Raw genomic sequence first — 21,343 nt, 5'->3', positions numbered from 1 at the left:
ATCTCATCTGTAATGTGAATTAATGAGGGCGTCGAGGGCTCTTGCGTGAATGTGAGCGTTCGCTGACGCCAGTATAGTGTTTATCTTTCCCAGTCCGGTGTGGATGGTGCTGATGTTGCGGCCCTCTGCGTCGGTACATATGCCCCCGGCCTCTTTTACGATTAAATATCCTGCGGCAAAATCAAAGCTACGCGATTTCGATAGTGTGACAAACAGGCTGACAGACCCGGCGGCCACATGTGCGAGATTGAGGGCGGTTGCCCCCAGGCAGCGTGTCCTTACGGTGTAAGAAAACAGGCGGTTCATGCGGGGCAGCTCTTCTGAGGGCCTCTGAGATTCATAAAGCACTATCTCGATATTGTCGTCTGTTTTAGTATGTGTTTTATTGCCATTAAAATAACAGGCACCGCAGCCTTTGACTGCCCAGAACTCATCTCCGCTTATGAGATTGACAATATATCCCATGTATACGTCATCAAGAGTTGTACCGCTTGCAACTGCAATTGAAGTACAAAACATAGGCAGACCATTTATTGCATTTTTACTGCCGTCTATGGGGTCGATGATTACTCTGAGACTTGAGCTGTCTTCGTCTTCAATACCGCACTCCTCTGAGACGATGCTTAATGGCTCCCCCAGGGATTTGATACGGGAGACAATGATATTTTCAGCAGCCTCATCCAGCGGGAATGTCGTATCCCCTGCAGCCCCGGTACGAAGCCCCGTGCGCGCGTTTTCGGCGAAACGATAGCGTGGGATTACCGAAAGAAGCTCTTGCCCTATGTTTCTCAGGTCATCAATTGTCACGCCTCACCTTTTTTAGATGTAAAATTAATGGCGGCCTGTTAAAAAGCCCCTACCATATGTGATATGAATACATGGTATGCACTGCCTCAATTACCCGCTTAATGTACTGAGTGTACTCTTCGCTGAGTTCGATTTGTTTATCTGTCAGTTGACTTAGAAAATCATTCCAGTTTCCCGTGCCCTTAGAGTCTTTAATGAAATCGAGCATAACCTGGGTGATTTCGATGAGTTTATTCTCCATGTCGGAGGTTGAGGCGGCGGCCTTTTGATAGTCAATCATTGCATCAAGAATGCGGGCTGAAAACTCAGTAAAGTCATTGCCCATGGCCAAGCCCTTGTTTTGAAGCAGCGACAGGTAGTCCCAGAAGATATTAACACCCTCATAGCTTGGCTGACCGAAACGCTCTTTTACGAAATTCATTGTTGCATCTATAAGTTCATTAAATCCCGATGCCATAAAAAAACTCCTCCTTGAATTGTTTATCTGTAATTAGTAAATTGTAGGTGTATGTCAAAGTCCTGTCCTTTAATTTTTTCGATGATGAGTTGAAGGTCGTCGAGTTTTTTGCCTCTGACCCTGACGGAGTCACCCTGAATTTCAGAGGACACCTTGAGCTTCATATCTTTGATGATTTTTACGATTTCCTTAGCCTTGTCAATGGGAACGCCCTGCTGGAGGGTAATCTTTTGCCTTACTGTGCTTGCGGCGGCTGGTTCGACCTTGCCGTATGAGAGGGCCTTAAGGGATACCTCGCGTTTTACAAGTTTGCCCTGAAGGATATCAAGGACATTTTTCAGCTTGAATTCGTCATCTGAGGTGACGAGGATGGTGTTATTACCCTTGTCGATTTCAATGCTGCTCTTACTGCCTTTGAAGTCAAAGCGCTGGGCAATCTCTTTCATGCTTTGGTTAACAGCATTGGTAACTTCCTGCATATCAACCTGACAGCCAATGTCAAAAGAATGTTCGTCGGCCATTGAGTAGTCCTCCGTAAACGATTTTAAATGGTATTATAGCATATTTCGCATTATCTTACTAATTTTTTACCAGTACGTTTTCAAATGCCTGTGCGGTCAGTTGTCTTAGGTCTGCCTTATCTGAAACTGAAAGTATCTATTATCTCAGAATGCTCGTTCAGTATTGTATCTATTAGCGCCAGTTCAGGACTCAATGCCCATAAGCCTTTCTCAAATTGCAGTTTCTAATCGTTCAATAGATTCATTCTCCCCTCCTGTTTCTTGATTTCTCTGCAATTATACCATTTGCCCTTATTTATTGAGTAGTTAGAGTTTATGGACAGACTCTACTTAGGAAGCGCCCTGCGTTTCTCCTATTCGCATCAGGGCGCAGAAATACAGATATGTGCAAAAATACATATAATATTATATGTTTACTGCAAGATTGGCTGCCAAATGGCCAAAAATGCCGGAAACAGTGAAAAACGGCTTGACAAATTTACTCACTATGCGGTACATTCGCAGATGGATAGCGCCTTAAATTCAGCATATATTTCTGATTTATTTCAAAAAGCCAGGGTTTAGTGACTACTACTATTGTATTGCATACCATCGGGGACGCTGATCATTATTATAATAATTATTATTGTAATGATCACATGATTTTCTCTACCAGCTCTTCAGTCGATGTCTACCTGAAAGAGGTCCATAATATTAAATGCCAGTGTCTGAGTAAATTCCTCAACGAAGATGAAATCAAGAAGGCTATGGATTATACAACTGCGGTTATAGATGAGATATTGCTTGCACTTGACAATACAGTTTCAGCGGAAATAAATAAGGCATACGGCCTTGATATGAATTTTTTCTCCGCCCTTTACTCCTATAGTGGGAAACATCATTTTGCTGAATATTACTTCTTTATAATCTCATTAAAACACTTCATAGAGTTACATAAACCTGATGAGCCAAATGAAATAATTATTTATAACTTTGACTTCAGCGCCACATTTCCTGGTATAAGCACTGATATGGCGTATATTATAAATCAACTATCTCAATTATTTGGGGGATATGATATTAAGATAATATCTTATCACAATATTAAGCGCAGGCAGAGAAACTATTTCAAAGAACTATCGATAGTGTTCAGAAGGTTAAAGAAGATGCCGTTATATATGATTAACAGATTAATATATGTACTATCGTCATCACTGCGGCACAAGGGGTTTTCAGCGAAGAAAAAAACAATCCTGCTTTCTGAGCCTTTATATGAAATTGAGTTTATAAAAAGCCGTCTTAATAAATATAACGTCATAACTGACAAATTTGCTGAGGATACCGGGATCAAAGTAACCCAGAATATTAATAGTATACCCGCAGGTATCAGGCATAATATCAATGGCGATTCACTTGCCAATATCTTTATTAAAGATATAACTGAGTCATTTAACAAGAACATAGTGTCGTACTTAAACACTGTTGACGCATTAAGAAGCATTAATAAGCAATATCCAATATGCCTTGGAATATGGGGATGTTCCCCCTGGGACGGCACAAGGGCAATAATATTCGAATATCTGAGGTCTGTCAATATAAAGACAGCCGGTTCTCAGCATGGGTGCCTGTTCGGAGAGGCCTTTATTCCATGGCAATTTAATACTGACTTCAATAGATGTGATTATTTTTTCAGCTATGGATTTACTAAAAATGATTTGAAAAAACTGTATCCTGAAAAAAAAATTAACATTGATGTCCTGCCGTTTGGAAAGGTAAATATAATACCAAGAAAACGCAAAAGACAGGCAATAGATATCCTGTTCCCTGTAACTAATACGCTGTCAATGCTGCAAGGAGGGATTGTCAGAACTCCACCCGACAGATTAACAAGGATACAAATTGAAATTATTAGTTATCTGGATTCTATTGACGGCATTAACGCTTACGTAAAACCATTTATGAATTCAACAGTTGAAAACTGCTCAGTCTTTACGCTCTTAAATAAGGTAAAGCGCTTAAAGGTAGTTTATGATATGAAATTAGATGAATTTTTACAGATTTATAGTCCACGTGCTGTAGTTATCGAGTTCCCTTCGCAGCCGCTGGTTGAGGTTATACATTTGAATACGGAGATATTTTTATTGAGCGACCCCATTAACCCATACGCAGAGGATGTCCTTGAACTGCTAAAGAAGCGTGTCCATTACTTTGATAGCACTGAGGGTCTTATTGCCGCTCTTGACCTGTTTTTAAATGGCACACTGGAAAAAAAGAGAGACAACTCGTACATGAATCACTACGTATGTAAAGACAATACAAAAGAAAATATTTTAAAATCTATATATGCCCTTATTGAAAAAAATGAGTAGCAGAACCACCGATTCCTTCAACAAGAGATACCTCTATAAGCTGACAACAAACTTTGCCGGTCTTTTGATAGGCCTGATCTCGCAGACGATTATACCGCGGAGCCTTGGCCCGCGTGCCTATGGCGACTTCAACTACTTAACCGGCTTTTTTAGTCAGCTAATCTCGTTTTTGGAGTTAAACACTTCAACGGGGTACTTCACAATGCTATCGAAGAACCCGCAGGACTCACGTCTTGTGCGTTTCTACATGTTATTTGGCATATTGGTCTGTCTTGCTGTGTTTTTTTTCACCAGCTCTTCACATATAATGTCTCTTCATATGTATATATGGCCAGGCGAGCAAATTGGTTTTATTTACCTGGCCGCTGGCTTTGGGCTTTTCACATGGATAACGCAGATATTGAGCCAAATGGCAGATGCCTATGGGTTGACCGTTACCGCGGAAAAGGCAAAGATGCTCCAGCGTCTTTTGGGATTGTGCCTTTTGGTGTGGTTATTTGTGTCGGGCAAATTAGACCTGACCGTTTTTTTCTTATATAACTATGCATTATTTATTTTTCTTTTGGCGGCCTTTATCTTTATTATGCAAAGAGGTGGGTTTTCACTATTTAAAAGGACAGAATTAACTGCGCACCATGTAAGGCTTTATGCAAGGGAATCTTACACCTATGGTCATCCACTGTTTGTAAGTGGTTTGATCGGTATGGTAGCGAACATTTTCGATATGTGGCTCTTGCAGGTCATGAGCGGAAGCGTAGAACAGGGTTTTTTTGGGCTCTCAACTCAGATAGGCGCCCTGTGTTTCCTATTTACCGGGGCAATGACGCCGCTTCTGATGCGGGAGTTTTCCATCGTCCACGCCGAAAACGACATCGGACGAATGAACAGACTTTTTGAAAAATACATACCGCCGATGTTTTCTATAGCCGCGTTTTTTTCGTGTTTTGTCTCTATTAATGCTGGCAAAGTTATTCACATATTCGGCAGTAAACAATACGACGCCGCACTTTGGGCCGTTACCGTTATGGCCTTTTATCCAATTCATCAGACTTATGGACAGTTAGTTGCCTCGGCGTATTTCGCAATGGGAAAGACCACCTTGTACAGAAATATTGGAATCTTTGTTAGCGCTGTCGGCGTACCCATGTCGTTTTTCTTAATAGCATCTCCAGAGTATCTCGGGGCCAGCGCTGGGGCGGCAGGGTTAGCCATTAAGATGGTTGTAATTAACATAATAAGCGTAAATGCACTGCTTTTTTATATATCAAAGCCAATAGGCATATCTTTCGTCCACTACTTGCGGCATCAGGCGCTTTGCATAGGGTTTATGACTGTGACGGCATATGTAACGGCAATTATTATTGACCCTCTGACAAAAGACCATATGATCACGGGTTTTCTAATCTCAGGCATTATCTATACGATTGCAGTCAGTGCATTCGCCTTTTTCATACCATCAGTGGCGGGGCTTAAGAAAGGGGATATTCAAAATATACTTAAGACGTTCAGGCCATAGTACTATCTTAGTCAAAACAGGGCACTATTTGGAGAACTTGCTGTAGTGGTCAGAAAATCTCTTCGTGCGAACCTTGAAAAAGTCGGAGACCTGGGACTCTGTGAGTTTAGCAGTTACCTCTTTTATCCTGTCAGTCGGTGATGGATGGGTCTTAAACATGCCGCCGTCAGAACTTCCCGTCTTGCTCTGAAGATTGCTCAGGACATCTTTCAATGCCGCGGGGTTGTAGCCGGACGCCTTTAGATAGACAACCGCGGTCTCATCTGCTGAATATTCCTGCGTCCTTGAGTAGCCGTTTGTTACCAGAGATTTAACGATGTCATCTATCGATCCCTCGAAAACACTCAACAACTGAGACACCTGACCAGGGCTGTATTGCTTTGCAGCCTCAGAACCCATTACTGTCAGCGCCTCAGTCCAACGCGATGATTTAATCGCGCCAAGCCCGTCCTTATGGGTTATGTGCGCGACCTCATGCGCAAGTATTGCAGCAAGCTGGTCCTCGTTTACCGCTAAATCTATCATGCCCTTTGTGATAAATATAATCCCTCCCGGACACGCAAAGGCATTTACCTCCTTAGAATCCAGTATAGCAAAGTGATAGCCGCCAAATGTGAACGGCATCTCCGAGTGAAACACTATCGACTGCCCCGTGATATTGATATACGCCGTAAAGTCCGGGTCATTCAAAAGCTTATAGGACGACAGAATCCTTGCCGCAACAGACCTGCCGATATAGTATTCCTCTTCCGGCGTTATCTCGCGTGCTGCCTTGGACACCGCTGACCCTGTCTTGACCGCCGTCTCTGTTAAAGACGTAAGCGACGGCACACAGCCTGTAAATACAAACGCTGCAAATATCATTATGCTTAAGTGTTTTTTCATGGCTAATTTATTCCGTCTATTCCTTTAGGCCCCCGTCCTTTATAAACGCTGCAACCTTCTCAGCTGGTACGGTGAAGCCTTCTATTTTAGTAACAAGATCAAAATCCAGTTCCGGGTGCTTTTTCTTATAGGCATCCTCGACCTGCGGATTAAATCCCTTGCCAGCAAGCGATACCTCATCCTTTGAGGCGGTGTGCTTGCCGCCCTCTGTCTTGGCTAATGCTACAGCAGTCTTGTTGAGCGCGGTTTTGTGTATGCAGCCGGACTTATCCCCAAACTTCACCATGTACCAGTCACCCTTAGTTGAGACTATCTCCAGCGTGTCGGCATACTTGACCATCGCCTTGACGGCAGAGTAAAAGTTGCAGTCTGCCCTGACGGCATTCTCCTTCGTGATTACCTGCATAGTCTCGCTATAGACAAGCGCAGGTACAAGCAACAAAATTACTATTACTGCAATCTTTCTCATCATTTCTCAGTCATTTTAACAATTATCCAATCTTTTGTCAAGTCATCTTTTAGCGTCGGGGCAGCCAATAAATTTTTTACCCGTTTTAACAGTACACCCGATGGCCCGTCTGCCGGATACAGCGATAAGATTTCCTCTAATTTCTCTGCCGATTCCTGCCACTTTCCCTCTTTAAACAGGTGCATCGCCTCTTTGTAGCGCCCGGCAAGCACTCTTTTGTCATCGTCAGCGCCGTCAACAAAACCCATGACCTCAAATATTTTTACCGGTATGCTCTTGCCCTTGACCTCTATGAGGGCCAGCTCACGGCTTAAAAATAAGTCATTTGTACCGGCAAGTACATCTTCGCTTACTATTATCTTCGTCTTAAAATACTTGTTTACAGACTCAAGCCTCGATGCGAGATTTACCGTGTCGCCAATGACAGTGAAATTGTAGAGCCTGTTGCTGCCCATATTCCCGGCGATAGCGTCGCCTTTGTGCATACCTATGCGAAGGGAAATATTGGGGAATCCCTTGCTTTTAAATTCGTTATTGACCTTATCCAGCGCCTTGAGGCAGTTTACGGCAGCGCTGCAGGAGTTTGTCTCATCGCTTTCTGAGACCACTGGGGCGCCCCAAAAGGCCATTATACAGTCGCCAATATACTTATCTACCACGCCCCCGTATCCGATGATTACCTCTGTCAGTTCGCTCATCACGCCATGAAGCATGATGGCCGTCTCCTGGGCGGTTTGCATCTCAGAGATTGTCGTAAACCCTGCAATGTCAGCAAAATACACGACAACGTCCATAGTGTTGCCACCCGGCTTCAGAAGCTCTGGATTTTTTAATATGTGATCGGCAATCTTCTTGTCCATGTACTGCGTAAAAACCGTCTTAAGAAACTGCCTCTTCTTGCCCTCTGAGGCATAACTATATGCCAGCGCTGCAATGAAACTTGTTATATCGGCAGCTAAAAGAGGTATGACCTCAAGATATATTGCATTTTTAAATAAAATTGCAGTAACGGCTGTTATCACAACAACAGACGCAGCCAATGCCCCAATGTTGCTTAAGAGCGAATGCCGCCTTAACACAGAGGTAACGGCAAAGAGGCAGAGAATAAACATGGGCAGACATACGTAAATCTTGTCCAGTTTTCTGATAAATCTGCCGTTAATGATGTTGTCAAAGGCGGCGGCATGGATATTTATACCTGTTGAGATGGTGGTAACCGGTGTGGATTTCAAATCATATAGTCCTGCCGCGGTCAGCCCCATGAAAACAGCCTTTCCTTTAAAGAAATCTTTATCGATCGCAGGCTTTTCTGACTGTGACGCTGCAAGATGGGACTGGAGAATCTCTTCAGCAGAGATAGAGGGGTATGGGTCTTTGTGGGTAGAATATCTTAAGTACGGGCTTATTCCCGGCACCTCTTTTCCCTTTACAATGAGACGGCCATCGGCAATAGCAGCAACCTTTTTATCTATCAGAAACCCAAGCGTAAAATATGGTATTGTATGACCTCTTAGTTTAAAGAACAAGGGGATTTTCCTGTAAATGCTGTCGCTGTCAGGTGAAATCGAAACATTGCCCCCACCCCTTACTGCCTCCATCAGTTCCTCTATTTGAGGTACCATAGAGTTAAAGGTGCTGAACACGGTGGCGTTGTCCCTGATTTCTATACGCCTGATAAGTGCCTCTTCTGCCTCAGATATCTGGTTAGGGGGGGATTCCGAGAGGAACATCGCTATATAGACATTGTCGGCCTTCTTTACGGCATCGGCAAATAATTTGTCATCTTCCACGCCGTAGAAGGACGACTGGGTATAAAGTATATCAATAAATATTGCATCGGCCTCAGACATATACTCTACCATTGCGGCATAGAGCTGGCGCGGCCACGGCCAGTTTGTCCCCTGCTTACTCCTTTCATCAAGGCTGTGCTGGTCAATCTTGACTATGACTATGTTGTCAGAAGTAGTCGCGGGATTTAAGTACCGGCAGTATATATCATAGGCCTTTAGCTCAAAGTAATCAAACCCGCCGGATGTGTACAGTATCAATGATAAGAGAAATGTTAAGGCGGTTAGTACTGGCAGAGATTTTTTCATTTATTTATTTTGGGCGTGTGCTTGCCTGACTAGTCCGTTATTTTTTCCTCAGCGTTATGCGGCATATATTTCTCTGCCACTTCGTCTCTGAGTTTTTCCCATATGGCATCGCCTTCGGGTGTCAGCTTTTCGGCCTTTTCAACCTCAGGCCACATGGACTTCGGCAGTTTCGTATATATCACAAAGCACCGCCTGACGCCCTCTATTTGTTCAGGCGTGTACTGCGGCATATTTAGCAGTGTTGGTCTTGTTACCGAACGGGCTATAGTGCCTGGCTTGATGTAGCCCTGTTCTTCTGCGATTTTTCTCAGTGGTGTGCCGTGAAACGGGCTGAAGGAATAGGCGTTCATGCTGTCGGCGTATATATGCCGGTTCAGCTCTATTGTGTCAAACGTCAGCTCGCGCGTCTCAAATGGGAATCCCAGTATGTTGTTTACACTGAATGGGACGCCCACATCATTAACCGTTGCAAGGGCCTTGATAATAGTCTCATTTTTTACGCTTCTGTGAATGACCCGCTTTCTAAACTCTTCGTTGCCGTGCTCTATGCCGAAGGCCATTCTGAACATGCCCACCTCTGAGAGTTTTTTCACCCGCCTATGTGTAACGGTCTCAGGGCGCGTCTGGCACCAGAAGGGGATTTTAAAGTCTGAATACATCTCAACGAAGGCGTCAAACTCGGCCTCTGAATACGCAAAGAACGTATCTGCCCAGAAATAAAATGCCTCGGCGTTGTAGTTATCACGGAAATGAATTATCTCCTGCCTGATCTTATCAAGGCGCTTCTTGCGAAAGAACCTTGAGCCTGTCTCTTCCCTGTATTTATATGTCTGAGACGGGGAATTGCAGTACGTACACTGGTACGGGCAGCCGCGGTGCGTCTCAAGTGGAAACATCCTCCACACCCGCCCCTGCATCGGCCTGTAGAGTCGCCCCTCAGGGAATATCGACAAATCAAGCATCGGGTTTTCGTTCATATCAACTGCCTGCCCCATGGGGTTGCGTCTTATTTCACCTTTTTTCTTTGTCCAAAGCCCCGGGATATCGTCGTATGGCATTGCCTTGTCCATGCGCGCACACAGTTCCTTTATAACATGTTCGCCCTCACCAACGCAGACCATATCCACCTCCGGCCGGCTTATCACAAGCTCCGGCGCAAAGGTTGCAAACACCCCGCCAACCAATGTGGGGATTTTATATACTGACGACAGCTCAAGCAGCCTAATCCCTATAGGGAACATGTCCTCTGTTGTTGACATAGCAATGAGGTCAGGGGAAATGCCCTCTACGTGTTTTTTATATGACTCAAAGAGGTCGTCTTCCTTAAATGTAATTTTTAAGAGTGTGTCGTCAAAGGGGCGGACATTCAGGTTTTTTTCTTTCAGCTTATCGCTGTTGAACTCGTTATCTTCAATATTTGGGTAATCTGTGGCGTCAAAGAGCGATACCGTATGCCCTTGTTCTTTCAGTATCGATGAGAAAAGCGCGATTGCCGGAGGAAGCATATTCATCCCCCTGATGTTTGGGTATATCAGCAGTACTTTCATTGGTTTCCTTTTGAGTCATGTTTCCTTGCAGCACAGCACAGCGTGTCGCCCTGATTTGTCACTGACATCAGCCTTAGAAAGCGCTCGTTCATTTCGTTAAACATATCATTCATCCCTGCCTCAAACTCACTGTTACCCATAAAAAGGCCTTTCCCTGTAACGGCATCTACGAACGAACCCTGGGGCCTTCCCCTGAAATACCAGTTCAGGTAGTTATGAAGCGTGTACTCGTGCCTGCAGCTTAGTTCACAGCTCAGTCCAGCCTTTTGCATTAACTTTGTCAGCGTATCTGCAGTGAAATAATAGAAATGCGCCTTGTGCCAAAAAAACTTGTTAAATGCCTTGAGATTCGGCTCAGGCAGGTAATGATTCAGAGCCTCATCCCTGTTTGGTACTTCAACGTACATCAGCCCGTCGTCTGTGAGCAGGGATTTCAACTTTAACAGGGTCTCAAAGGGATTGATAAGATGGTCAAGAGTGGCTATGGAGACAATCAAATCGTATTTCCTGCCGCCAAAGTCAATATCGTTTATATCCTGCGCGTATGCCTCGATACCAAGAGAGCCTTTCATAAATTCGACGAATCCCTTGTGTATCTCTATGCCTGTGACAGACTTCACATGCGGCTTTATGCTGTAGAGCAGTTCCCCTGTGCCTGAGCCAAGCTCAAGGACAGTTAAATCTGGATGGAGATAAGCACGCAGCTGTCCGACAATTGGGTCAATGGTCTTGAGCCTGTCCTCGAAATGTTCCCGCGGGGATTGTTCTCTGGTTGAGTCGAGGGAGTTGGTCTTTTGGTATATCTCATTATAGTACGTCGCCAGCTCCTCAGCGTCCATCGCAATGTCCTGTATAACGAGACCGCAGTGCGTACACTGGCAAATCCGCCCCGGTCCCTCTCTGATTTCAGTGGCGATTAACTCAAAACCACTGAGGCCGCATAGTTCACATCTTGCTGTCATTAGTGTTTATCTTTTTCTTTCACTTAAAGGTGCCGCTTTTTAGGTATACTCTAACATATTTTTTCTGCTTGTGTATACGATGGCGGCTTTTCGGTAGTGTCTCAGTTTGAAATTTTAGGGTCTTCATTTTAGGGTCTTTGTCAATGTGATATATTTGTTATAATGCATTCACTGTAGTTGAATAAAACAAGTCAGGGATAGGTTGTGTTTTTTCTATCTTCTCACATAAGGGAGTGAAATTCATAACAAGTGCTTCAACCATTGGATTGCGATTGTCTTCTTTCGCCCCGACATGGTAGAAGTGGTCTTGTGTAACTATGCTGAATTTTGACCAAAGGCTGTATAAGGAATCATTCTTCCGATACTTATTGCTATGCCATGTTGAAAGAATAAATTTTGCCTTAGTTGCTGCTAAACAATCATATAGTCGTTTCTCGTCCTCAACAGTCCATGAATTATAATAATCAACATGCCTTCCTAAATATGGTGGATCGCAATAAATAAAATCCTTTTCTGTCGCAGAGCTAATAGTCGTTTCAAAATCCTGACAAGTAAATGACCAACTACAATTACTCAAAACATTATAAAATCGTGCAATTTGATTGACAATTTTAGTTATATATGCGATGGCAAACCGATTGGATTTTCTACAGAATGGGACATTGAACCATCCTTTACTGTTGAAGCGAATCATCCCATTAAAGCAAGAACGCGATAGAAAAAGAAAATCCATAGGGTCTTTCTCACGGTTAAATCGTTCACGCACAGAATAATAATACGTTTCTCCTTGTTCTTTTAAAAGTCTCCCCTCTTTTTCTAAATATAGTCTTGTAGATTCAGGTGTAATAGACTTGGATTTTAGAGCATTATAGAAATTTATCAAATGTGGATTGATGTCAGAGAATAAAGCCTTAACCGGACGAGCATTAAGGCCAACAACACCTGAACCCATAAACGGTTCTATCCATGCCATTTCATTAAGATGTGGGGAATTAGCCAAAATTAAAGGTACGAGTTTCGATTTAATCCCTTGGCATTTAATCGGAGGGATTATTATTTTATTTATCATGCGTTTCAGCCTTAGACCTAATGCACGGATATGCAAGGGTTGGGTCTTTGCCTTTAAATACCAAAAACTCATTCAGTTTAGTAATCTTTTTTGTTTTGCCAGTTTCAGTTGTTATCATTATCTTCCCATAATTCATCCAGTACTCATCAAACCATTCTTCCCCAAGGTTCTTCAAAACCCCATTGCCAGAGAGAATATCTTTAATACGAACAATACTACCAATATTGGCAGTGTTTCCACTCCCTTGAGAATCACTTGCGATTTCCCATTTTTCACATGCAAAGAACTCAAAATCGCGAATAACGGAGGTAATAGATTGGAGTTGTTCAACCTTTTGGATTGTTGTTTCGTCAATATCTCTTATATTTGCTCTTGTGTAGATTATCCCTATACAGAAATGTCCACAATATTGATTATAAGAATATTGAATATTCTTTTTCTTATCGCGTTCAATAAAATAACTTCCGTGTGAGCCAAGTGTAAAACCATTACAAAAGCCAGGCTTATTGGGTAGACGGTATGTCGTTTTTATGTCAACCGCAAATTTTATAGACTCGTCTCGAGTTGAAACAAAAGACAGGTCGGGATAGTAGTTTTGGTGGTCGGCAAGAACTATAATATAATTGTGTTTTTGTGCGAATTTTAGCAATACAGGGAAAAGATGGATTTCAAGAATCTTAGAGACAATTTTCGTATCTGCAGAAATCGTGTACACATTGCGAAAAACATCAATGAAACCCTTTATAGTCCATTGTCTATCATCAGTAGCAACATGACCACTTAATGTTTCTGTCAGCTCTCGGAGCAGTTGCTTGAAATTATCCTTATAGTGCTGCTTATAGTTACTCAATAAACACCCTGCGCTACAACTTTTGGATACATTGTTGACATATAATATAATAACAGTAACTTTATATTTTCCTCAATGCCACTTGAGATTCCTGCTTCCGGAGTTACCCGTAACGTCTTATAGGGTAAAACAATCAAATTGAGACACTACAGGCTTGCCCCTGCCGGGCACTGTCACTTATTTACTAAATCAAAAAATCTTTGAACGCTGTCAACCGGCTCGCTGAAATAGAAAAACTCGTTTATTATCCTCTTTGCCTCTGTCCTATGCCGGAGCGTGTCATGTTGTTCCATGAATATTCTGACGGCTTGACGCTTTAGTTCATCTGCCGATGAAACCGTGTTAATCATAGAAGCCCTGGTCTTTGTCAGGGGTGACATGCTTATCCACTCCGGGGAATTTACAATAAACACATCACAGCCAAAGGCTATGGCCTCGATACAAACGCTTGACTCCCCAACCACTACTACCCGGGCGCGCTGAAGAAGCGTCCCTATTGGTTCATTTATTATCTTAAAAGAACAGCTTTTCATTTCTATCCCTGAGTACTGAAACAGTTTCTCTATCTGTAAAAATGGGTGAGGCTTTATCCATACTTCAATGCCGGGTTCATTGTTTAGCGCCTCATATAGGACATTTAACATCGAACTGCTTTCATATATGCTGATAGAACAGGCCAGCAGCACAATTTTTTCTGTCCTGATAAACTCAGCCTCAAGATATTTGATTAAATAAGAATATCGTACAGCCTCAGCTATATACAGTTTCTCCTGTGGCCAGCCGGACCCCAGCATAAAGCTGTATGGATGCTGCCCGTTGCATATAATAATGTCGGGCTTGGGTAATGAATACCGGCCCGTGTCGCGTATCTCTGATGGGTCATTAAAGAAATTCAGCAGCATTTGCGACACCGTGCCGGATTGTGAGCCTAAAACCGGTGGTGTAAGCCCAAGCGCCTTCTTTGCTGAGATAAATGCCTTCTCCCACGCCTGATGCTCAAGCAGGTAGAGGTATTTTCTTGCCTTAATTGTAGATAAAAGCCTCTTAAATGTCTTATAGTACACAAGGCCCTGGTATCCGGCTATGCCCATAAAGGAGCTATACCAGTCATCTTTGACCAAAGCATACATGTTGTAATCCTTGATAACGTGCGCCGCCTTAATGTTCTTCTCCAGCAGGATAAACTTCAGTGCGCTGAAAAACATTGTTACCAATGAGCTGAGATGAGTCCACAATGAGTTGAACTCATCAAGGAAATATATACGGCTGCCATTTTTTATAAACGTCTTTGCTGAACGTATGGCTTCCTCTTTCGTGATTGCGTTGCTTTCAACATATAGGGCTATCCATGTAATGGCGCTGCCTGCTGCTGTCAGCATTGTTTGCAGCTTCATATAGTTCTTGTCTGCGAAGATGCCTTTTTTTGCTTGTGCTATGTCGATATTCGGGTAGTAAGTTAGCAGCATCAGGGCGTTGTCATCAACAGGTTCTCTTTGAACGCTTGCAAATTCCCTCTTCATAGTCATCGAAGTGTAGAGGCTGTAAATGAAGTAATAGAGAATCCCTGTTATCTGTTTTATTATGCTTTTAGCTTTGGCTGCTGTGTTGTTATGATGCTTATTTGAATTATCAATGAGGATGTTCTTTTCACTTGCATAACCGGTTAGTGCGCTCTTGAGTCTGGATGAGCTGCATGTTATTATGATTTTATTTATGTTATAGCGCTTTATGGCTTCAGTTATCGCGTCAAGCTGGGAAAGCCTTGTCAGGGTGTCGGACTTGTGTGTGTTTTTCTCTGCAACAAGGCTGAACCACCATAAAGACGCATGCTGCCCGACGGCAAAAATCTCTTTTAAGTCACTGCCTTTGTTTTTAACTTTGACTGGCAGTTTTGCTATTAACCGTATATACATATCTCTCATACTGAGGGCCGATTCATTGATAGCCTTAGATGAGTCTATGATTTCAAAGGTGCACCCAATGGCCTGTAACAGGCGTATATATGAATCTGATACATGTTTCTTAGATGTTAATGAAAACAGAAATACCTTATCGGCCTTTACAATGCTGCCTAACTTACCGCTGTATGAGTCATATATAAGTAATGTATTCACGTGGGCTGTCAGCAGGTTGCCGGTATTGTTTTCAATGTGACGCCAGCAGCAGCTCTTTAGACATTTCAAGTACAGCATCCAGTTTTTCAACAGGTGCGGTGCCTATCCTTGTCCACTGCCTGAGGTGTTCCTCTCTGAAGGGGCGTCTCAGCAGGACTCCCTTGTCTCTGAGTTTGAGGCTCATCTGTTCGCCTGAGAAATGCGCCCCAAAGCGTGCTGCCAGAAAGTTGGCCACGCTCTTGCTGGTTTCTATGCCCAGTTCGGCAAATTTATCCTTCAGATATTGAAGGCAATAGCGTGTCTCTTTGGTAAAGGAAAAAATCTCCTCCGTATGGTCTAATAGCTCATCTATCAACAACAGGGCAATCCCGTTTAGCTCGTGCATGGGTTTTACCTTATAGAGCGAGTTAATGTTTTCCTCCTGCGACAGCAGATACCCGGCCCGAAGCCCGGCAAGCCCCATCGCCTTTGAAAAAGTCCTCACCACAATCAGATTTTCATGGGTTTGAATCATATCAGCCGCCGTAATGTCGTGAAAGAAAAAATACGCCTCGTCAACAACACATATAACTCCGGTTGCTTCACATTTTCTTACGAATTCTCTTAGTAACTCTTCTGGCGGCGCCACCCCTATAAAACCGTTTGGATTTTCCAGCACAGCCATGCGCAGATTGCTGTCGATTCTGTTTATGTATCCTTCATAGTCAAAATCCAGGTCTGAGTCGAAATCCTGATATATGGCCTCGGCCCCAAACATCTTTGCATATACGGGAAACATCGCATACCCGGGACGATGCATGAGAATCGTGTCATCGGCTTCGATATATGTCTCAAAAATAGATTTAATGCTCTGGTCTGAGCCGCTGTTAAAGAGAATACGTCCACGCGGCTGCCCCAAAAACGCGGCGCACTTTTCATACACCGGCTCCGGTTCGGGATAAGTATTAAGCCACTCGCTGTCTAAACGCGCCCGAATACGGCTTATAAATTCGTCCGAGAATGGGCGTGTGCGCTCGCTCCTGTCAAGGCGCACCTTGTAGTAGCGCGAAGGCTCTTTTTCATGTATTCTGATAACTTCCGCAATCAGTGGTTTGGGTTTAATCATAGTCCCCCGAAATAAGCTGCTCTAACGTATTTGACGGCCTGCCTGATGGCGGCCTCTGGGTCTGGTTCCTGTCTTCTCATCTCTATTGATATGTAGCGGCTGTAGCCGCTTGCCTTTATTTTTTCATTTACTATTTTGTGGGCACTGTCAAATCCCATGCTTCCCGGTGGCATAAGCTCAGGGTCGTTTACGTGTACGTGTTTGGCTCGTGAAAAGGCATCGGTGATATACGGGGCATTTATCTCTGCTTCGTCTATGAGCGCCTTTATGTCTACATGCAGGCCAAGTCCTGCGGGGTTTCCAGCCTTTTTAATTAACTCATCAGCGTCAAGGACTGTGTTGATGAAATTCGTCTCGGTCTTTCCAAGCGGCTCGATGCAGAAGTATACGCCCCGGTCACCGGCCAATGTGCCAAGTTCGTGAAAAAAATCTACGGCCACCGCCATCGCTTCGTCTGAGTTTAATCCCTCAATCTTACGGTTTGCAGGGGAGCCGAACACCATCACCTCGCCACCGAGGTCACGGCACAGGTCCATCATTTTTGTTAAATAGTCAATTGCGCTGCTCCTGCCACCGCCAAAAATCGTCAGCTCACGCCGCGTGTAAAGCAGGGCTTGCAGACCTGTTACCTTAAGCCCGTTGTCTTCGATTTGACGCCGCACCAGAAGCCTGTCGTCCCTTGACGAATCAACGGGTTCATCCCAAATCATACTTGTCGCTAATTCGATACCGTCGCAGTCGAGCAACCTCATGAGCGTGACAAGGCTCTCAAGCTGCTTAGGGTACCATGCGACATTTGATACGGCCAGTTTCATCTTATTGTTGTTTTTATCCGGGTATTTCAAGCCTGATACCTTCTCTCATAACATTTTCCATGAACGGCGTTGGAATTGACTTTAATCTCATATATTCGTTTGTTTGAAATATCTTCAGCGATACCAATTTGCCTGTTTCTAATAATATGTCCATCACAGAGTCATAGAGTTTATCTTTCATTAACCTGTCTTTTTTATCAACAACAATCAATATATCATAGTCTGAGTCAGGCAGCCAATCCATGCGGGTTCGTGAACCGAACAGATATATTTCCTTTATCTGACCTTTAAGTGTTTTTATGCCCCGCAAAAAATCTACCACTATGGGGTCAGTCACGGGCGTTGTACATTCTTCAGTAATCACGCATCACCGCGCTTTTTTATCTCATTCATTCTCATAGGGCACTCTGCACATGCCTGGGCCTCGTGCGCGCGGCCTGCTTTGTGCAATTTTCTCAGCGGCTCCATCAATGACTTCCATGCCTCTTTTATCGTTACATTGTGGACATTACCAACCGCCAATTTGCCGTAGTGGTCATTATAGCACGCGGTTATTGTCCCATCCCACATTATCATTAATCTTTGATAGGGAAATGGACAAATCCACGGCGATACCGCCGGTTTAATTGTGTTTGGTACGTTATCCAACATTTCATTGTATGATATCTGGTCGGCCTTGTCACTCCAAAATGCGGTGAACTCATCAAGACGGCCACGCAGCTCAGGGATAAGCACGGCCTGAATGCGTACCTTCGGCGTCCTGGAGCCATGCCGTATCTTTAAATCTCTCAAGGCTTCGATATTTTTTACGACTGCCTCAAATGTTGCCCCTACACGGTTTTTCTCGTACAGCTCCTTTTCAAACCCTTCAAATGATACCGTAAGCCTGTCAAGGCCGCTTTCAATCAGTGCCTCGGCCTTGTCTGGTGTTAGGAGTGTGCCGTTTGTGTTGAAAAACACATCGACGAGGCCCTTTTCCTTTGCATATCTGATAAACCGGCATAACTCTTTATGGAGCAGCGGTTCGCCCCTGAAGTTAAACTTACAGGCGTAGAGGCCGTTCTCCCCTGCCTCATCCATTATTTTTTTCAGCGTCTCCCATGACATAAAGCCGTTGTTTATGTCAGTCCGCGAGTATGTGGTCTTGCAAAATGGACACCTGAGATTGCATGTGCTGGTGGTTTCAATATCAAGATGTACGGGGAATGTGCCTGCGGTAAGAGTCATTGGATTATTCTCCCACATCCTGCGGTATTCCATGAATCTCTCATCAGCGCGAACGAGGATGTCCTCACCTGAGATGTCGTGGTGCAGTGTATCGCCTGAGTGCTGCGCCACTATTTAAGCCCCTTTGCCCAGTTGACCATTTGAGCAATGCCAGTCTTGAGGTCTGTGGCAGGGTACCAGTTCAGCTCTCTTTTTATAAGGCTTATGTCTGCCACAGTGCCGAATTGGTCTCCGGCTGTATTTTGGGCAAACACTATTGGGTACTCAGGTAAGTTAAACGCGTCTTTTAACTCACTGAGAAGTTCGCCAACCGTTGTCTTAATCCCAGTGCCAAGATTATATGTCTTGCCGAATGAGACTGGATTTTCATAAGCGTGCAGCCACGCAGCCACTATATCGTCAACACTTATAAAGTCACGATAGCGTGTGGAGGAACCTTTGACGATTACCGGTCTGCCCTCAAGCATATATGACAGGTAAATACTCAACATCCCCTGCATCTTGTTATCAAGATTCTGCCCCGGGCCATAGACGCTGAACAGGCGAAAGACCGTGGTATTAATGCCAAGCCTGCTGTAAAGATTTATATACGCCTCCGCCCCTGCCTTGCCTGCCGCATAAAATGTCTTCGGTTTATAAGGATGCCCCTCGCTTATGGGCAGTGTGTCAGGGTCGCCATAAACGCTCATCGAACTTGAGTAGAGAAACCGCGAAACACCGTGTTCCTTACACCACCGCAGCATATAAAACGTGCTTAACACGTGGCTTCTGAGGTCATATTCGGGGTCGTCAAATGAGACCTCCCCAGAAGACTGCCCGGCCAGGTGAAACACCGCGTCGCAGTTAATCCCCTTTATGTGCGGGTTTGCCCCGAGGTCGATATTAATAAAATCTGCCCCTTGGGGGATGTTTTCCTCTTTGCCGGTGTGAAGATTATCAAGTACAGTAACGCGGCAGCCGCTTTTGAGCAATGCCTCAGCAATATGTGAGCCTATAAAGCCCGCCCCGCCTGTGACAACTACATGGCTGTGTGTCCTGTTATTATATGCCATGCTTTTTGAGCCAATACACTACCATCGGGATTTGCCATTCGTAGTCGATGTCACACCCGCCCCACTGCTTAAGCGGATATATCTTCTGTCCCATCCACTTCTGCGGCAGGAGGCCGTCATCGAGATTCTCCAGACACCGCGGGCGTACTATTGAAACCCCCATGTCGGCAAACCACACATCACCCTGAGAGTCCCGGTCACAGTTCAGCGTCTTCGGGTCTCCAAACGTCTCAAAAGGGACAAAGGGTTTTAGCAGGCCGTCTGCGTCAATTTTTCTGGCGCGAAGCGGACTCCACATGTTGTACCTTGATACGCTGACTGCTGAGTCATACTCTGGATTTTCCCGCAGAACCTTTATGCCCTCTGAAATAATGGCAGGGGTTACGGTAGGGGCATTACACATGAGCAGCACTACAAGTTCTATATCTTTGTCCTGGTTAAGTTCCCTGATAACGCCATATGCATGCCTGTAGACGTGTTCACCCAGGGCAGCATCAGTGCAAAGCTCCGGTGGGCGCACAATTACCCCGACAGAGTTTTCCTCTGCAAGGGCCATGAGCCGTTCATCGTCTGTAGATATATATGTCTTATCTATTTCAGGGGTATCGGCGGCGGCCTTTATTGGATAATAGGAGAGCGGCTTGCCAAATACCGGATGCAGATTCTTCCCGGGAAAGCCCTTGCTTCCCTTCCTTCCCATTAACATTGCTGCAATCATTCGCCGTGCCTCATTACATACAATAGCATAATTGCCTCTGATATTGCATATAGCTCAAGCCTCAGGGCAAACACATTGGCTCAGGATATACGAGAACTTGTTGACCTTCGACTAAACTCAGCCTCTTGGAGAATGGACTTATCGTTCGAAGATATCCTCGATATTGACTTTCAGACCTTCGATGACCTTTGACGTAACTGTACCTTCAATCTCTGCAGCGGAATTTAGTTTATATTTATCGTTTTCCATCGTGAAAATCTCGATAGTTAGAAACTCTGGAAGGACTATCCAATACTCCGGCACCTTATATTTTTCATAAATCGCTTTCTTAGTTTCTGTATCCTTTCTGAATGTGCCTTGCGATACAATCTCACAAACCATATCGGGTACGCCTCTAATCCAGTCCTGAAATATAGTCATATTCTCTTTCTTGATAAACAATATATCTGGTTGAAGGCGGTTGATCCCTTCCTCAAATATTATATCTAAAGGTGAATAAAACACCTTTCCCAAACCATTCGCTTTTACATAATTCCATATAATACCATTTAAATTGCTGCTTATGTACTGATGCCTCCCAAATGGACTTGGACCCATAACCTCTTCTCCATCGATTATTTCCGTTAAATCGAAATCTCTAGTTAGCATAGCTGTATTATATCATTAGGTTTGTCAATGTTTCAATAAAGAATTGACGCTGTCCCAATACTGTGCGGTACAGGAATTGCTTAACAATTTACGGTAGAGGTTGAGAGCAGTCCTAAAGCTACAATTATCAGCACATC

20 protein-coding genes are annotated in these 21,343 nt (G+C 44.1%); 2 read left to right on the top strand and 18 right to left on the bottom strand.

Going from position 1 to position 21,343, the window contains the following annotated elements:
• Nucleotides 1–3: 3 nt before the first annotated feature.
• The 3 genes from ASN18_RS04470 to ASN18_RS04460 are packed head-to-tail and all read right to left on the bottom strand — an operon-like array spanning nt 4 to nt 1,785.
• The gene (locus ASN18_RS04470; RefSeq protein ID WP_085051447.1) at nt 4–807 is read right to left on the bottom strand and encodes an inositol monophosphatase family protein; all 804 of its coding nucleotides are present in this window, start codon (nt 805–807) and stop codon (nt 4–6) included.
• Nucleotides 808–856: 49 nt separating this feature from the next.
• Nucleotides 857–1,264 carry a hypothetical protein gene (locus ASN18_RS04465; RefSeq protein WP_085051446.1) on the bottom strand — a complete coding sequence of 136 codons (408 nt, stop codon included), beginning with the start codon at nt 1,262–1,264 and terminating at the stop codon, nt 857–859.
• A gap of 23 nt (nt 1,265–1,287) precedes the next feature.
• On the bottom strand, nt 1,288–1,785 hold the full coding sequence (locus tag ASN18_RS04460) for a YajQ family cyclic di-GMP-binding protein (RefSeq protein ID WP_085051444.1): 498 nt from the start codon (nt 1,783–1,785) through the stop codon (nt 1,288–1,290).
• Between the two features lie 638 nt (nt 1,786–2,423).
• Here ASN18_RS04460 and ASN18_RS04450 point away from each other — a divergent pair.
• Nucleotides 2,424–4,133, top strand: a complete 1,710-nt coding sequence (locus ASN18_RS04450; RefSeq protein WP_157072826.1) for a hypothetical protein — start codon at nt 2,424–2,426, stop codon at nt 4,131–4,133.
• Nucleotides 4,117–5,649 (top strand): lipopolysaccharide biosynthesis protein, encoded by a 1,533-nt coding sequence (locus ASN18_RS04445; protein WP_236861512.1) that lies wholly within the window; start codon nt 4,117–4,119, stop codon nt 5,647–5,649. Before ASN18_RS04450 ends, ASN18_RS04445 begins: the two co-directional genes overlap by 17 nt.
• A gap of 24 nt (nt 5,650–5,673) precedes the next feature.
• On the opposite strand, the gene ASN18_RS04440 is transcribed toward ASN18_RS04445, so the two are convergent.
• The 15 genes from ASN18_RS04440 to ASN18_RS04370 form a co-directional block, all read right to left on the bottom strand.
• Complete coding sequence (locus ASN18_RS04440; RefSeq protein ID WP_085051437.1) at nt 5,674–6,534, bottom strand: M48 family metalloprotease; 861 nt, start codon at nt 6,532–6,534, stop codon at nt 5,674–5,676.
• A gap of 16 nt (nt 6,535–6,550) precedes the next feature.
• Entirely contained in the window at nt 6,551–7,006 is a 456-nt protein-coding gene (locus tag ASN18_RS04435) for an SH3 domain-containing protein (RefSeq protein WP_157072825.1), read from the bottom strand.
• A complete protein-coding gene (locus ASN18_RS04430) occupies nt 7,003–9,099 on the bottom strand; it encodes a CHASE2 domain-containing protein (RefSeq protein ID WP_085051433.1) in 2,097 nt (698 codons plus the stop codon). The genes ASN18_RS04435 and ASN18_RS04430 overlap by 4 nt, the downstream gene beginning before the upstream one ends.
• A gap of 29 nt (nt 9,100–9,128) precedes the next feature.
• Nucleotides 9,129–10,646, bottom strand: a complete 1,518-nt coding sequence (locus ASN18_RS04425) for a B12-binding domain-containing radical SAM protein (protein ID WP_085051432.1) — start codon at nt 10,644–10,646, stop codon at nt 9,129–9,131.
• The gene (locus tag ASN18_RS04420; protein ID WP_085051430.1) at nt 10,643–11,608 is read right to left on the bottom strand and encodes a class I SAM-dependent methyltransferase; all 966 of its coding nucleotides are present in this window, start codon (nt 11,606–11,608) and stop codon (nt 10,643–10,645) included. Before ASN18_RS04420 ends, ASN18_RS04425 begins: the two co-directional genes overlap by 4 nt.
• 157 nt (nt 11,609–11,765) lie before the next feature.
• Entirely contained in the window at nt 11,766–12,677 is a 912-nt protein-coding gene (locus ASN18_RS04415; protein ID WP_085051428.1) for a DNA adenine methylase, read from the bottom strand.
• Entirely contained in the window at nt 12,667–13,527 is an 861-nt protein-coding gene (locus ASN18_RS04410) for a type II restriction endonuclease (protein WP_085051427.1), read from the bottom strand. The genes ASN18_RS04415 and ASN18_RS04410 overlap by 11 nt, the downstream gene beginning before the upstream one ends.
• A 173-nt stretch (nt 13,528–13,700) precedes the next feature.
• Nucleotides 13,701–15,710, bottom strand: coding sequence for a hypothetical protein (locus ASN18_RS04405; protein ID WP_085051425.1), 2,010 nt, complete (start codon nt 15,708–15,710; stop codon nt 13,701–13,703).
• Entirely contained in the window at nt 15,673–16,746 is a 1,074-nt protein-coding gene (locus ASN18_RS04400) for a pyridoxal phosphate-dependent aminotransferase (RefSeq protein WP_085051423.1), read from the bottom strand. The genes ASN18_RS04405 and ASN18_RS04400 overlap by 38 nt, the downstream gene beginning before the upstream one ends.
• Nucleotides 16,743–17,591 carry a sugar phosphate isomerase/epimerase family protein gene (locus ASN18_RS04395; protein ID WP_085051421.1) on the bottom strand — a complete coding sequence of 283 codons (849 nt, stop codon included), beginning with the start codon at nt 17,589–17,591 and terminating at the stop codon, nt 16,743–16,745. The genes ASN18_RS04400 and ASN18_RS04395 overlap by 4 nt, the downstream gene beginning before the upstream one ends.
• Complete coding sequence (locus tag ASN18_RS04390; protein WP_085051419.1) at nt 17,575–17,925, bottom strand: nucleotidyltransferase domain-containing protein; 351 nt, start codon at nt 17,923–17,925, stop codon at nt 17,575–17,577. Before ASN18_RS04390 ends, ASN18_RS04395 begins: the two co-directional genes overlap by 17 nt.
• Nucleotides 17,922–18,899, bottom strand: a complete 978-nt coding sequence (locus tag ASN18_RS04385; RefSeq protein ID WP_085051417.1) for a radical SAM/SPASM domain-containing protein — start codon at nt 18,897–18,899, stop codon at nt 17,922–17,924. The genes ASN18_RS04390 and ASN18_RS04385 overlap by 4 nt, the downstream gene beginning before the upstream one ends.
• Entirely contained in the window at nt 18,899–19,840 is a 942-nt protein-coding gene (locus tag ASN18_RS04380; RefSeq protein ID WP_085051415.1) for an NAD-dependent epimerase/dehydratase family protein, read from the bottom strand. Before ASN18_RS04380 ends, ASN18_RS04385 begins: the two co-directional genes overlap by 1 nt.
• Nucleotides 19,830–20,558 carry an acylneuraminate cytidylyltransferase family protein gene (locus ASN18_RS04375; RefSeq protein ID WP_085051413.1) on the bottom strand — a complete coding sequence of 243 codons (729 nt, stop codon included), beginning with the start codon at nt 20,556–20,558 and terminating at the stop codon, nt 19,830–19,832. The genes ASN18_RS04380 and ASN18_RS04375 overlap by 11 nt, the downstream gene beginning before the upstream one ends.
• Nucleotides 20,559–20,696: 138 nt before the next feature.
• A complete protein-coding gene (locus ASN18_RS04370; RefSeq protein ID WP_085051411.1) occupies nt 20,697–21,206 on the bottom strand; it encodes a Uma2 family endonuclease in 510 nt (169 codons plus the stop codon).
• Nucleotides 21,207–21,343: the final 137 nt, after the last annotated feature.

The sequence above is a fragment of the Candidatus Magnetominusculus xianensis genome, assembly GCA_001541255.1.
GTDB lineage: Bacteria > Nitrospirota > Thermodesulfovibrionia > Thermodesulfovibrionales > Magnetobacteriaceae > Magnetominusculus > Magnetominusculus xianensis.
Note: the sequence above shows the minus strand (reverse complement) of the source record. Positions and strands in the feature narration are given on the sequence as shown.

Coding starts and splice junctions, on each gene's coding strand:
- ASN18_RS04450 (WP_157072826.1), top strand. CDS start 2,424: ATGATTTTCTCTACCAGCTCTTCAGTCGATGTCTACCTGAAAGAGGTC.
- ASN18_RS04430 (WP_085051433.1), bottom strand. CDS start 9,099: ATGAAAAAATCTCTGCCAGTACTAACCGCCTTAACATTTCTCTTATCA.
- ASN18_RS04440 (WP_085051437.1), bottom strand. CDS start 6,534: ATGAAAAAACACTTAAGCATAATGATATTTGCAGCGTTTGTATTTACA.
- ASN18_RS04420 (WP_085051430.1), bottom strand. CDS start 11,608: ATGACAGCAAGATGTGAACTATGCGGCCTCAGTGGTTTTGAGTTAATC.
- ASN18_RS04460 (WP_085051444.1), bottom strand. CDS start 1,785: ATGGCCGACGAACATTCTTTTGACATTGGCTGTCAGGTTGATATGCAG.
- ASN18_RS04435 (WP_157072825.1), bottom strand. CDS start 7,006: ATGATGAGAAAGATTGCAGTAATAGTAATTTTGTTGCTTGTACCTGCG.
- ASN18_RS04400 (WP_085051423.1), bottom strand. CDS start 16,746: ATGATTAAACCCAAACCACTGATTGCGGAAGTTATCAGAATACATGAA.
- ASN18_RS04415 (WP_085051428.1), bottom strand. CDS start 12,677: ATGATAAATAAAATAATAATCCCTCCGATTAAATGCCAAGGGATTAAA.
- ASN18_RS04370 (WP_085051411.1), bottom strand. CDS start 21,206: ATGCTAACTAGAGATTTCGATTTAACGGAAATAATCGATGGAGAAGAG.
- ASN18_RS04380 (WP_085051415.1), bottom strand. CDS start 19,840: ATGGCATATAATAACAGGACACACAGCCATGTAGTTGTCACAGGCGGG.
- ASN18_RS04465 (WP_085051446.1), bottom strand. CDS start 1,264: ATGGCATCGGGATTTAATGAACTTATAGATGCAACAATGAATTTCGTA.
- ASN18_RS04375 (WP_085051413.1), bottom strand. CDS start 20,558: ATGATTGCAGCAATGTTAATGGGAAGGAAGGGAAGCAAGGGCTTTCCC.
- ASN18_RS04425 (WP_085051432.1), bottom strand. CDS start 10,646: ATGAAAGTACTGCTGATATACCCAAACATCAGGGGGATGAATATGCTT.